A 12586-nucleotide genomic window follows, 5' to 3' on the forward strand; every position below is an offset into this window, starting at 1 on the left:
GTCAAGAGGATAAAGCAAAATAAATATTCAAAAATTTTTAATGGAAGCGTTGAAAAACGCTTCCATTTTTGGTATTATATGTATGTCGATAGAAGTTAAAGACAATTGAAGAATAGTTGTTAATTATACCCCTGCGATGTTCGTTACATTGCTCCAAAGGTTTTGAGCCAACACTCTAACCTAGGGAGCCTGATACTCCTTCTTTCAAAAACATGCCTCCTTTGAGTGGACGTTTGCGATTGGTAGGGAAGGCACCCACCTGCACATGCAGGTTCAAAACACGGAGCTGGACGGCATTGTGGGGATTAATTTTTTTATGAGATAATTTTTGTCACAGAAAGATACAGGTAAAGAGCGATGGAAAATCTATTCGGTAATTTATTTGAAACTGAAAAGCGACAGACGAAGCCTTTGGCTGACCGCATGCGTCCCGAACGCCTCAGCGACTTTGTAGGGCAGGAGAGCGCCGTAGGCGCAGGCAGTCCGCTGCGCCGCATGATTGAGCGTGATGTGCTGCAGTCCGTACTCTTTTACGGACCTCCGGGAACCGGCAAAACAACGCTGGCGAAGGTTATCGCACACGTTACCGGCGAAAAGTTCGAGGCCATCAACGCCGTTTCCAGCGGTGTCCCCGAGCTGCGCAAGCTCATCGCCAAGGCGCAGGAGGACAGACGCAACGGACGTGGCCGTACTATCGTGTTTATCGACGAGATTCATCGCTTCAACAAGGCGCAGCAGGATGTGCTGCTCCCTTACGTGGAAAACGGCACGATAGTGCTCATCGGTGCTACTACCGAAAACCCTTTTTTTGAAATCAATTCGCCGCTGCTTTCGCGCATGAAGGTGGTGCGTTTGGAAAAGCTGCAGGCACCGCAGATTCAGCAGATTCTAGAGCGTGCAATTGCCGACTCGGAGCGTGGTTTTGGCAACAGCTTTAAGGCTGAGCCTGAGGCGCTGAGGATTATTGCCGATTTTGCGGCAGGTGATGCCCGCAGTGCGCTGAACATTCTGGAGCAGGCCGAGTTCATGCTGCCGGAGGAGGGCGAGCGTGTGCTGACGGTGGCAACCTTGCGCAGCGTTATCGGTACGGCGCTGCAGCGTTACGATAAAAAGGGTGATCAGCATTATGATATCATCAGCGCTTTTATCAAGAGCATGCGCGGCGGTGATGCGGATGCAGCGCTGCATTATTTGGCGCGCATGATTGAGGGCGGCGAGGACGTGCGCTTTGTGGCGCGTCGCGTTGTTATCTGTGCGGCAGAGGATGTAGGCCTGGCGGACCCGCAGGCACTGGTGGTAGCTAACGCTGCGGCGCAGGCTGCCGATTTTGTCGGCTGGCCTGAGGCGCAGATACCGTTGGCGGAGGCAGTGTGCTATATCGCCAACGCACCCAAGAGCAACACAGCCTATATGGGCATTGCCAAAGCGCGCGCGGATGTGCGCAGCCGTAACTGCGGCAGTGTGCCCAAGCATTTGCGTGACGCGCATTATCCCGGTGCTGCCAAGCTGGGGCACGGCATAGATTATAAATATCCGCACAACTTCCCCGGAGGCTGGGTGGAGCAGCAGTATCTGCCGGATGAGCTGGTGGGAACGCGCTATTACATTCCCAGCGGTCACGGTCAGGACAAGGGGCGCAGATAAAAATAACACAATTAGAAATTTAAGCTATACAGCTAAATTTTGCGGAAATTATTTGTGTCGCAATCTAGCATTTTTTCTGTTAATAGTGTATACTATACCTATATTATAGACTATTGTATTAGATAGAAAGGGTGTGAAGATCATAGCTTTAAGCAACAGGCAGAAGCAAATTGCTGAAATTGTACGTCTGGACGGACCTATTACCGGCGAGCATATAGCCGAAAGGCTGAATGTAACCCGCGCTGCCTTACGCAGTGATCTGGCAATCCTTGTTATGGGTGGTATTCTTGATGCGAGACCGAAGGTTGGTTATTTTTATACCGGTAAAAATACTTTGGGTATGCTGATGGAAGAAATTTCTGCTATTACTGTGCAGGATCTGCAGTCGGTACCGGTAGCGATTAAACATGACAAGAGCGCCTACGAAGCAGTTGTTACCATGTTCCTTGAGGATGTCGGAACGGTGTTCGTGCTGGATGAGGAAGGCATGATGAACGGCATTTTGTCGCGAAAGGATTTACTGAAGGCTGCTATCAATAATAATGATTTGCGTGATATTCCAGTGGTCATGGTAATGACGCCGATTTCCAAAATCATCGTAGCTACACCGGATGAGCCTGCCGCTTCGGCAGCTCGCAGACTGATTGATAATGAAATCGACTGTCTGCCGGTAGTAAAAATCATTGATGAAAAGAAGCGCATGTATCAGGTTCTGGGACGTATCACAAAAACTAATTTTACTCGTCTGCTGGTAGATCTGGCTGAGGGTAAGGGGGGTAATTATCATAATAACGAAGCTTAATCCGGTTATTTATGCTGTATCTGACTCTATTGGTGAAACTGCGGAGTCTGTAGTTAAGGCAACTACCAGTCAGTTCGTAGAAGAAAAATTTGATGTTATCCGTGTTCCTTACGTAAAGGACAAGGAACAAATTGATAAAATTGTAGAAGAGGCTGCAACAAATAATGCGGTTATCTGCTATACAATCGTATCGCCGGAACTGCGCGAGCATATGGCGGACAAGGCTATGAGCAGTGATGTTGAGGTAGTTGACGTTTTGGGACCGATGCTGAAATCCATCGAAAAGTCTACCGGTCTGCTGCCGAAAAATCAGGCCGGCCTGATTCACTCTCTGGACCACGAATACTTCAAGCGTGTTGAGGCTGTGGAATTTGCTGTTAAATACGATGATGGCAAAAATCCTTTGGGCCTGCTGAAGGCGGACGTTGTTATTATCGGCGTTTCCCGTACCTCCAAAACTCCGCTGAGCATGTATCTGGCACACAAGCAGATTAAGGTTGCCAACGTGCCGCTGGTACCGGAGCTGGCTCCGCCTGAAGAGCTCTTCAAGGTGCCGCCGTATAAGATTATCGGTCTTTTGATTGACCCGTTCAAGCTGAACGAAATCCGCAGCGAGCGTCTGAAAACCATGGGCCTGTCTGATACTGCGACTTATGCCGATATGAAGCGTATTGATGACGAGCTGGCTTATGCTAAGGGCATTATGCGCCGTCTGCACTGCCAGATTATCAACGTTTCCAACCGTGCGATTGAAGAAACCGCCGGTATTATCATGGAGTATGTGCGCAAGAACAAGGAACGCCATCACGAAAACTAAATCAGTGTAGCTCTGAGCTGCTGTTGCAGTGAGTCAGAAGGTAAACGGCCATTGGCAGCAAAGCGTCTGCCGGTGGCCGTTTTTGGATAAAGAGGGTTGAAGGAGGTTGCCTTAGTGCACAGATACGTTTTTCATATTCCCTGCGCTGTTTATGAGAACGGTGCTTTAAAGCCTGCTCCGTGGCAGCAGGTGATAGATGAGTTTGCTGAGGTGCTGTATAAGCATACGGACGGCTTTTTCGTACAGGACGCCGTTGGCTATTACAAAGGACGCAGCTATGCGGAAAAACTGCTGGTGGCTTATACTGATGCCGATGTGGCTGATGATTTTGTGCGCATTGCCCGCATTTTAGAGCAGGAATTCTATGCCTACGAGCGTGACGGCGAGCTTTTTATCGCAGAGTGATGTCTGCGCTTTCAACGGATTGCGTTTTTATGCAGCCTCGGTAAGAGGGAATAGCTGTTGCAGGCAGTAGCACAAAGCTTTGCAAATATGCTATAATATATTATTATGATTTAGATTTAGAGGTGCAAAAAACTATGGCACGCTTTGCTGTAAAGACATTAGAATTTGATAAAGTAAAAAATATGTTGGCCTCCAAGGCCGCAACCTTTTTGGGCAAGCAGGCAATAATTTCCCTGCAGATTGAAAGTGAATTCAGTAAGGTTAAGCGCCTGCAGGAGGAAACTGCGGAAGCACTGCGCATTCTGGATGAAGGCAGACGTTTCCCCTTCGGCGGTGCGTTCAATATTACGGCCGACGTGAAGCGCGCGGAGCTTGGCAGTGTGCTGGAGCCGGAGGAGCTGCAGCATATCCAGACAACGGTGCAGGCCTTTGCTTCGATGAAGGATTTTACTGCGGAAAATGCTGAGACAGCGCCTAATCTGGCCGAATACGGCGCGGAGCTGACGCAATTCAGCCGTTTGGAAAAGCAGATTGGCAGTGCGATTGACGAGCATGGCGAAATTAAGGACAACGCTTCGCCGAAGCTCGGCGGTCTGCGTACTGCGATTCAGATTGCCAAAAACCGCGTGAAGGAAAAGCTCGACAGCATTCTGCATGACCCGAATAACCAGAAGTATTTCATGGATAACATCGTGACGATGCGCGGTGACCGTTACGTTATCCCTGTGAAGCAGGAATATAAGATGAACTTCCCCGGCATCGTGCACGACCAGAGCGGTACGGGTGCAACGCTGTTTATCGAGCCGCTGGCTGTTGTCAACCTGAACAATGATATCAAGCGTTATGTTGCAGAGGAGCACGAGGAAATCGAGCGTATTCTGCGTCAGCTTACGCAGAACGTGGGCGCGGAGGCGAAGGCGCTGCTGGCTTCGCTGGAAATCTTTACTACGCTGGACGTTATCTGCGCCAGAGCTTTGCTGGCGCAGGAGCAGCATGCGGTACGACCGATGCTGGTGCTGTCCGGCGGTGTGGAAATTGCGCAGGGACGTCACCCGTTGCTGCCGAAGGATACGGTAGTGCCTTTGGACGTACAGCTTGGCGATAAATTCACCATGCTGCTGATTACCGGCCCCAACACCGGCGGTAAAACGGTAGCACAGAAGGCTGTAGGCCTCTTTGCGCTGATGGCGCAAATCGGTCTGTTTATCCCCGCAAGCAGTGCCAAGCTGCCGGTATTCCGTGCGGTTTATGCGGATATCGGTGATGAGCAGAGCATTGAGCAGAGCCTGTCAACCTTCTCTGCGCATATGACGAATTTAATCAGCATTTTAAACGAGGTCAAGGCAGGAGATTTGGTGCTGATTGACGAAATCTGTGCCGGTACGGACCCGAACGAGGGCGCTGCGCTGGCTATGGCGATGCTGGAGCACCTGCATGAGCAGGGCGTGCTGACGATGGTAACAACCCACTACAGCGAGCTGAAAACCTTTGCCTACGGTCACGAGGGCATGGAAAATGCCAGCGTGGAATTTGACCCCGTGTCGCTGCGTCCTACATATCGCTTGCTGATGGGCGTACCGGGAAGCAGTAATGCCTTCAATATCAGCCGCCGTCTGGGTTTGGCTGAGGATATTATCCAAAATGCCGGCGAGCTGCTGAACCAGGAGCATGTACATATGGAAAATGTACTGCAGGAGCTGGACAGCGAACGTCGCCGTTATGAAAGCGGCAGTAAGGAGATTGAGGACCTGCGTCGCGAAAGCGAGCAGCTGCGCAACGCACTGGCTTATTCCAAGAGCGAGTTTGAACGCCGTAAGAATGAAATGCTGCGTAAGGCGCGTGAGCAGGCGGATGAAATCTATCGCCGCAGCCGTCGTGAATCCGAAGCAGTGCTGAAGGAGCTGCGCTCCATGAAGGCTGACTTCGATACGAAGCGCCTGGAGCAGGCAGCAGAGGAAGCACGCAAGAAGCTCAATAAAACGCTGAGCGAGGACGCACCATTGCCGGAGGGCGCACCGTTATCTGCCAAGACAGCCAAGAAGGGCCTGAATGTTTTTGTCGTTTCCTTAGGGAAGAATGGCATTATTACCGATGTCAACGGCAACGATGTAACAGTGCAGGTTGGTATCCTGAAAATGACTGTGCCGGCAAAAAAATGCCTGCTGACCAAGGCACAGCCTGCGCATACCGATGCTGCGCCTAAAAAGCGCAAGGGCTTCAGCAAGAATGCTGCTGCCAATTACGCACACCAGATGTTCATTGCCAAATCAGGCAGTGCCAAACAGGAAATTGATTTGCGCGGGATGACGCTGGATGAAGCAATTCCCGTTGTAGATAAAGCTATTGATGATGCGCTGATTGCCGGTATCGGCCAGCTGCGCCTCATCCATGGCAAAGGAACCGGTGCCTTGCGCGCCGGACTGACAGCGTATCTGTCGACCAACCGCTTTGTCAAGAAGCTGGAGACGGCGGCGCTGGAGGCCGGTGGCAGTGGCGCTACGGTTATTGATTTGTAATTTTGAAAGGAGTAGTTAACTATGACTATGAGTATTGCTGCAAAACACGCTAAGGGTAAATCTGCCCAAGATAAAATTTTCGGTGCTAACGCTGCTGCTGTGGCAGCTGCTGCCAAATACGGCAAGGATGCCGTTACCAACGCTACCATCGGCGCTATTTTAGACGAGGATGAAAAGCTCGTCTGCCTGCCGACTGTAGAAGAGGTTTTCCGCGGTCTTTCCACTAACGAAATGATTGCTTACGCACCTATCAGCGGTCTGCCTGAATATCTGGACTGCGTACTGACTGCCGCCTTCGGCAACTCACGTCCGGAAGGCTATATTGCTGCAGTAGCAACCGCAGGCGGCACCGGTGCTATCCACCATGCTATCTGGAACTACACCGATAATGGTGATACCGTGCTCTGCTCCGACTGGTACTGGGGCGCTTACAAAGTACTGTGCCAGGATATGGGCCGTAATTTTACCACCTATAAAATGCTGGATGAAAACAATAAATTCAACCTGCCTGCTTTGAAGGAAAAGGTTGATGAACTGCTTGCTAAGCAGGATAACCTGCTGTATCTGCTGAATACTCCGGCGCACAATCCTACTGGCTACAGCCTGAGCGGCGAGGATATGGACGGCGTACTGGCAATTCTGAAGGAGGCTGCCGTACCGGGCAAAAACATCGTGTTTTTCCTGGACGTTGCTTATATCGATTATGCCGGCGAAAAAGAAGAAGTACGCAAAATCTTTAAAAAGCTCTCCGGTCTGCCTGCCAACATTCTTTGTATTGTCGGCTACAGCATGTCCAAAGGCTTCACCATGTACGGTCAGCGTACCGGCGCTATGATCGGCGTTTCCTCCGACAAGAGCGTTATCGACGAGTTCGCTGCTATCAACCAATACACCAGCCGTGCAACCTGGTCCAACATCAACCGTCCGGCTATGCGCACTCTGGCAACCATCTACAGCGATCCTGAGCTGTTGGCGAAGGTTTGCGCTGAGCGTGATTACTATTATCAGATGATTAAGGCACGTGCCGACCTGTTCACCAAGGAAGCAGAAGAATGCGGCCTGCCGATGCTGCCGTATGTAGCAGGCTTCTTCCTGTCTATTCCTGCTAAAAACCCGGATGCAATCTGCGACAAGCTGCATGAGGACAACATTTTTGCAGTTCCTCTGGCTGCAGGTGTGCGTATCGCTGTTTGCGCCGTACCTCTGAAGAAAATCAAAGGCATGGCTGCTAAGGTCAACGCTGCAATGCAAGCCGTTGGCGAATAAAATGCTTAAGCTGCAGTTGTCCAATGGACAAATTATCGAAGTAGAGGAGGGCAGCACACTGCTGCCTTTAGCTCAAAAATTGAGCGATAAATATGCTTCTCCCATCGTTATGGGACTCTATAACGGTGAGGAATGTGACCTGCAGCGTCCGCTTACTGCCGACGGCACTGTTGATTTCGTGGAAGTCAACAATTCCGTAGGCATGCGTGTTTATGTGCGCACGCTGCTGTTTATGCTGATTGCGGCAACCAAAAAGCTTTATCCCGATGTACATCTGGAGGTGCGCAATTCCCTGGGAAGCGCGCTCTACTGCAAGGATAACAGCGAGCGTAAGCTCACCGCTGAAGATATTCGCAGCATTGAAGAATATATGCATAAAATGGCAGAACGCAGGGAGCCTATTAAGCTGCTGCGTCTGCCTAAATCCGAGGCTATTGATATGGCCTGCGCCATCTGCAGCGATGATAACCTGGCGCTGCTGGCTCAGGTGCCGGATGACACCGTGCTGACGATTAACCTTCTGGAGGGCGTACCCGGTTATCTCTTCGGCCCCATGTGCCCCGATGCCGGCTATGTGCCGCATTTTGAGCTGCTGCCGTATGCTGACGGTGTGATTATCAATTATCCTGATGACGGCAGCTGGCAGGTGCTGCCGCCATTTGTAGACCAGCCGCGCCTTAACGATGCCTATCAGGAAGCAGAAGAATGGTCTGCTATGATTCATTGCAATACTGTTGGCAAGCTCAATAAAATTATTGATTTAGGCTATGCCGAAAAGATTATTCAGGTAGCGGAAGCGCTGCATGAAAAGAAGCTGGCCAATATTGCCGATATCCTGGCAAGTCACCATGAGCTGAAGCTGGTGCTGATTGCAGGTCCGTCCTCTTCCGGCAAGACCTCTACGGCACAGCGTTTGAGCATCCAGATGGCAGTCAACGGCCTGCGTCCGATTGCTATTTCTATGGATGACTATTATAAAAACCGTGTCGATTCGCCGCGTAAGGCTGACGGCAGCTATGACTTTGAATGCCTGGAGGCTATCGACCTGGAGCTGTTCAACGAGCATCTGCAGCGTCTGCTGGCAGGTGAAAAAGTGAAAATGCCCAAGTACAATTTCCGCACCGGTTGCCGTGAATATCGCGGCAATGAGCTGCAGCTGCAGGAAAATTCCGTGCTGGTTATCGAAGGTATCCACGGCCTGAATGAAAAGCTGACACCGTCCGTACCGACGGAACATAAAATCAAAATTTACGTCAGTGCGCTGACGCCCATGTCTTTTGACGAGTACAACCGCATCCGTACTACCGATATGCGTCTGCTGCGCCGTATGGTGCGCGACAGTCAGTTCCGTTCGCATGATGCGGAAACTACGCTGAAAACCTGGTCCGACGTGCGTGAGGGTGAAGAAAAATACATCTTTCCGTACCAGAGCAGTGCCGATATTATTTTCAACACCACGCTGATTTATGAATTTGCTGTACTGAAAAAATATGCGGAGCCGCTGCTGCGTGCTGTACCGCAGTCCGCAGGCATGGCCTATACTACTGCGCGCCGTCTGCTGAACATTTTAAGCTACGTTAAGCCGTTGGAGGATGAGGTTATTCCCAATAATTCTATCCTGCGTGAATTTATCGGCGGCAGTGTGTTCAAGGACGCACTGTAATATTCACAACAAAATATTGTGGTAATTTGTCTGCTGCCCAAGTTGGGGCAGCAGGTGGACGCAAATAAAAAAGCTGTTGTACGTTTGCTTGCGTACAACAGCTTTTGTGTTAACGGTAAAAATTATTTGCGGAACATTTTGTCGAAGCGCTCCAGCAGACCGGCCTTGAAGCAGAGCACCAGGCCGCCGACAGCGCCGACTGCTGCCTGCAGAATCTGGTAGGGCAGTTTGATATAAGCGTAGTGCGGTGTGCTGTAAATAAAAGCACGTCCCAGAGAATAGCCCACAATCATGATAACAGCGCCCAAAATTACGCCGAGTGCAGCGCCCTTGAAGCTTACCTTGCCGCCGCGGTGTGCTAAGAGGCAGATTACTACAGCCTGAATGCCGTGAGTAACCAGAGAAACGAACATCGGTGTCGGGTAGAAGAATAAATCGCCCAAGAAGGCACCAACTCCGCCGACGATGAAGGCAGCCTTGGGGTCGTCCAGCAGAATTGCTGCCGTGCAGATGATAATGTCATTAAGATATAAATGGCCGCCCGGTACCGGCAGACCGAAGGAGCTCATCATAATATTGAGCGCCATAAACAGTGCGGTGATGCAGATTGCCAGGGTGGCGTTACTTTTTTGTGCGTTACGTTCTATATGTTCCATATAAACATTCCCCTCTTTATAAGATGATAAAAACTATTATATCGCTGTTTGGTTATAATAATATTGCCAGAACAGAAAAATTATCTATGGTCAGATTAGCCGGGGAATTTCTTTCGCTAATTCTTCATAAAATTTTTGGTAGAATAAAGCAGGTATTTTTGGTATAATTATTGAATAGAGTATAGGAATAAGTAAAAAATGGGAGGTCGCTATCGTGACAGAACTTAAGAAATTCAAACGTGTAGTTTTAAAGCTTAGTGGTGAAGCCCTGGCCGGTGAAAAAGGCTTTGGCATTGATCCGACAGTAGTATATGCCTTGGCCAAGCAAATCAAGGCTGTGGTTGAGACAGGGGTAGAGGTTGCTATCGTTAATGGCGGCGGTAACTTCTGGCGCGGACTCAGCGGCAGCAACAAGGGCATGGACCGTGCTACTGCTGACTACATGGGAATGCTGGCAACCGTTATCAACTCTTTGGCGTTGCAGGATGCTTTGGAAAACTTAGAGGTTCCGACCCGTGTGCAGACCGCTATTGAAATGCGTCAGATTGCAGAACCCTACATTCGTCGCCGTGCTATCCGCCATATGGAAAAAGCAAGAGTCGTTATTTTTGCCGCAGGTACCGGTAACCCCTATTTCTCCACCGATACCACCGCTGCTCTGCGTGCTGCGGAAATCGAAGCAGACGCTATCCTGATGGCTAAAAAAGGCGTAGATGGTGTTTATGACAGCGATCCGGCAGTTAATCCGGATGCGAAGAAATTTGATGAGCTGCCTTACATCGAGGTTATCAAACGTCATCTCAGCGTAATGGATTCCACTGCAATCAGCCTGTGCATGGATAACAACATTCCTATTGTAGTATTTAATATTGATGAACCGGGTAACATTCTGCGTGCTGCTGCAGGCGAAAAAATTGGTACCCTGGTAGGAGGTAAGGAATAATGGCAACAGTTAATGAAATTATCAGCGGTATCGAGAGCAAGATGGAAAAATCCGTTGCTGCTCTGCGTGTAGATCTGGCAAGCCTGCGTGCTGGCCGTGCAACTCCCTCTCTGCTGGAGAAGGTTATGGTTGATTACTATGGTTCCCCGACACCTGTCACTCAGGTTGCAAGCGTAACCGTACCGGAACCGCGCATGATTGTTATTCAACCTTGGGAGAAAAACATTCTGAAGGATATCGAAAAAGCAATTATGAAATCCGACCTCGGTCTGAACCCGAACAGCGACGGTATCTGCATTCGTCTGAACCTGCCGCAGCTGACCGAAGAACGTCGTAAGGAGCTGGTGAAGGTTGTACATAAAAAAGCTGAGGAATACCGTGTTGTAGTCCGCAACCTGCGCCGTGATGCCAACGATGCTATCAAAAAGACCGAAAAGGCTAAGGAAATCACTGAGGACGAGGCTAAGAAGGGTACTGAAAAGGTACAGAAGCTGACAGATAAGGTTATGAAGGAAATCGACGCTGCAGCCGCTAACAAAGAAAAAGAAGTAATGGAAGTATAATGGAAATTCCACAGGTTTTGGCACTGCCTCTCAAGGAGGCTGCCCGTCGCCTGGAGGCCGCAGGCTGCAGCTATGAGGTGCAGCCTCTGCTGCCGCCGCGTGCAAGCGAGGCAGACTTTGAAGGACGTGAGGTGCGCAGATATGTAGTAAGACAACAGCAGTTGTCTGCTAATAGATTAGCTCTTACCATTGTGTATAGATAAGGAAGGAGGTGCGACGAATGGCTCTGAAAATTGATAAGGATTCTTGCGTAGGCTGCGGTACTTGTGCTGCTACCTGCCCCGTTGGCGCTATTACTGAAGTTGACGGTAAATACGAAATCGGTGAAGACTGCGTAGAATGCGGCGCTTGCGCTGCTAGCTGCCCGGTTGGCGCTATTGAGTAATTCAAGACTGCAATGCAAAATCAGGAAGGCGGCCTCCCGCAAGGGGGAGGCACGCCTCTTCTTTAATCAGGGGAAAAGTAAAGAAAACTAAAAGCAAGTTACAAATTTTAGCGAAGGGCTTGATGCTTGTGTTTAGAGGCTTGTTTCAAACAAAAAATAAGACTAAGAATAATATCGTAATGCATACTGAGGATCTGGATATGCAGAATATTCCTCAGCATATTGCTATTATTATGGACGGCAACGGTCGCTGGGCTAAGGCTCAGGGCAAGGTGCGCACCTTTGGCCATCAGGCCGGAGCGGAAACACTGAAAACTATTGTCCGTGCAGCTGATAAGCTGGGAGTTAAGGTTATCAGTGCTTATGCATTTTCGACAGAAAACTGGAAGCGTCCGGTGACGGAAGTAAACTTCATCATGGAGCTTTTAAGCCGTTATCTGACCAATGAGATTGACGAATTTAACGAAAATAACGTACAGGTGCGTTTTATCGGCTCGCGTAAAGGTCTGCCTGAGATAGTGCAGCAGAAGATGGAGCACGCAATAGAGGCAACGAAAAACAACACCGGTATTATTTTGAATTTGGCTATAAACTACGGCGGACAGGCAGAAATTCTGCATGCTGTGCGTACTATTGCGGCGGAAGCTGCCAACGGTACTCTGGCCGTAGAAGATATAGATAGTAATGTAATTGAAAACCATTTGTATACCAAGGGCCTGCCTGCGCCGGATCTGCTTATCCGTCCGGGCGGTGATTTGCGTATCAGCAACTTTTTGCTGTGGCAGATTGCTTATGCGGAAATCTGGACGACCAAGGTGTTCTGGCCGGAGTTTACACCGGATCATCTGGTGGAGGCGATTTTGGCTTATCAGGGGCGCGAGCGCCGTTTCGGCGGCTTAGTCAGCCGGTAAGAAGCCGTATACGTC

Annotated in this window: 13 protein-coding genes and 1 other RNA gene; 13 read left to right on the forward strand and 1 reads right to left on the reverse strand. The window is 49.8% G+C overall.

What is annotated here, in order from left to right:
- The first annotated feature begins 125 nt into the window (after positions 1-125).
- The 8 genes from ssrS (at position 126) to BN587_RS10290 (ending at position 9113) form a co-directional block, all read left to right on the forward strand.
- Positions 126-309, forward strand: a non-coding RNA gene (gene ssrS, locus BN587_RS12100) — 6S RNA.
- Between the two features lie 48 nt (positions 310-357).
- The gene (locus BN587_RS10260; RefSeq protein WP_021721049.1) at positions 358-1644 is read left to right on the forward strand and encodes a replication-associated recombination protein A; all 1287 of its coding nucleotides are present in this window, start codon (positions 358-360) and stop codon (positions 1642-1644) included.
- A 133-nt stretch (positions 1645-1777) separates the two neighbouring features.
- Positions 1778-2446 carry a helix-turn-helix transcriptional regulator gene (locus tag BN587_RS10265; RefSeq protein ID WP_021721050.1) on the forward strand — a complete coding sequence of 223 codons (669 nt, stop codon included), beginning with the start codon at positions 1778-1780 and terminating at the stop codon, positions 2444-2446.
- Positions 2427-3263: a pyruvate, water dikinase regulatory protein gene (locus BN587_RS10270; RefSeq protein WP_044484866.1), complete on the forward strand. Its 837-nt coding sequence runs from the start codon at positions 2427-2429 to the stop codon at positions 3261-3263. The genes BN587_RS10265 and BN587_RS10270 overlap by 20 nt, the downstream gene beginning before the upstream one ends.
- A gap of 114 nt (positions 3264-3377) precedes the next feature.
- Positions 3378-3668 (forward strand): hypothetical protein, encoded by a 291-nt coding sequence (locus BN587_RS10275; RefSeq protein ID WP_021721052.1) that lies wholly within the window; start codon positions 3378-3380, stop codon positions 3666-3668.
- Between the two features lie 134 nt (positions 3669-3802).
- Positions 3803-6184 carry an endonuclease MutS2 gene (locus tag BN587_RS10280; protein ID WP_021721053.1) on the forward strand — a complete coding sequence of 794 codons (2382 nt, stop codon included), beginning with the start codon at positions 3803-3805 and terminating at the stop codon, positions 6182-6184.
- 21 nt (positions 6185-6205) lie between these two features.
- Complete coding sequence (locus BN587_RS10285; RefSeq protein WP_021721054.1) at positions 6206-7450, forward strand: pyridoxal phosphate-dependent aminotransferase; 1245 nt, start codon at positions 6206-6208, stop codon at positions 7448-7450.
- Between the two features lies 1 nt (position 7451).
- Positions 7452-9113 (forward strand): nucleoside kinase, encoded by a 1662-nt coding sequence (locus BN587_RS10290; protein ID WP_021721055.1) that lies wholly within the window; start codon positions 7452-7454, stop codon positions 9111-9113.
- A gap of 122 nt (positions 9114-9235) precedes the next feature.
- Here the strand turns inward: BN587_RS10290 and BN587_RS10295 are convergent, their stop codons facing one another.
- Positions 9236-9769, reverse strand: coding sequence for an ECF transporter S component (locus tag BN587_RS10295; protein WP_021721056.1), 534 nt, complete (start codon positions 9767-9769; stop codon positions 9236-9238).
- Positions 9770-9983: 214 nt separating this feature from the next.
- Here BN587_RS10295 and pyrH point away from each other — a divergent pair, with 214 nt between their 5' ends.
- The 5 genes from pyrH to BN587_RS10320 all read left to right on the forward strand — a co-directional run bounded on the left by pyrH (position 9984) and on the right by BN587_RS10320 (position 12571).
- On the forward strand, positions 9984-10712 hold the full coding sequence (gene pyrH / locus BN587_RS10300; RefSeq protein WP_021721057.1) for a UMP kinase: 729 nt from the start codon (positions 9984-9986) through the stop codon (positions 10710-10712).
- Positions 10712-11275 (forward strand): ribosome recycling factor, encoded by a 564-nt coding sequence (frr, locus tag BN587_RS10305; RefSeq protein WP_021721058.1) that lies wholly within the window; start codon positions 10712-10714, stop codon positions 11273-11275. The genes pyrH and frr overlap by 1 nt, the downstream gene beginning before the upstream one ends.
- Positions 11275-11478 (forward strand): hypothetical protein, encoded by a 204-nt coding sequence (locus BN587_RS10310; protein ID WP_021721059.1) that lies wholly within the window; start codon positions 11275-11277, stop codon positions 11476-11478. Before frr ends, BN587_RS10310 begins: the two co-directional genes overlap by 1 nt.
- Before the next feature lie 17 nt (positions 11479-11495).
- The gene (locus BN587_RS10315) at positions 11496-11660 is read left to right on the forward strand and encodes a 4Fe-4S binding protein (RefSeq protein WP_009146289.1); all 165 of its coding nucleotides are present in this window, start codon (positions 11496-11498) and stop codon (positions 11658-11660) included.
- A 122-nt stretch (positions 11661-11782) separates the two neighbouring features.
- A complete protein-coding gene (locus tag BN587_RS10320; RefSeq protein ID WP_021721060.1) occupies positions 11783-12571 on the forward strand; it encodes an isoprenyl transferase in 789 nt (262 codons plus the stop codon).
- The last annotated feature ends 15 nt before the right edge of the window (positions 12572-12586 follow it).

The sequence above is a fragment of the Phascolarctobacterium succinatutens CAG:287 genome, from assembly GCF_000434895.1.
Classification (GTDB): domain Bacteria; phylum Bacillota; class Negativicutes; order Acidaminococcales; family Acidaminococcaceae; genus Phascolarctobacterium_A; species Phascolarctobacterium_A succinatutens_A.

Bases quoted from the DNA above. Each gene is read 5' to 3' on its own strand.
- BN587_RS10295 (WP_021721056.1), bottom strand. From the start codon at position 9,769: ATGGAACATATAGAACGTAACGCACAAAAAAGTAACGCCACCCTGGCA.
- BN587_RS10290 (WP_021721055.1), top strand. From the start codon at position 7,452: ATGCTTAAGCTGCAGTTGTCCAATGGACAAATTATCGAAGTAGAGGAG.
- BN587_RS10320 (WP_021721060.1), top strand. From the start codon at position 11,783: ATGCTTGTGTTTAGAGGCTTGTTTCAAACAAAAAATAAGACTAAGAAT.
- BN587_RS10285 (WP_021721054.1), top strand. From the start codon at position 6,206: ATGACTATGAGTATTGCTGCAAAACACGCTAAGGGTAAATCTGCCCAA.
- frr (WP_021721058.1), top strand. From the start codon at position 10,712: ATGGCAACAGTTAATGAAATTATCAGCGGTATCGAGAGCAAGATGGAA.
- BN587_RS10315 (WP_009146289.1), top strand. From the start codon at position 11,496: ATGGCTCTGAAAATTGATAAGGATTCTTGCGTAGGCTGCGGTACTTGT.
- BN587_RS10260 (WP_021721049.1), top strand. From the start codon at position 358: ATGGAAAATCTATTCGGTAATTTATTTGAAACTGAAAAGCGACAGACG.
- BN587_RS10310 (WP_021721059.1), top strand. From the start codon at position 11,275: ATGGAAATTCCACAGGTTTTGGCACTGCCTCTCAAGGAGGCTGCCCGT.
- BN587_RS10280 (WP_021721053.1), top strand. From the start codon at position 3,803: ATGGCACGCTTTGCTGTAAAGACATTAGAATTTGATAAAGTAAAAAAT.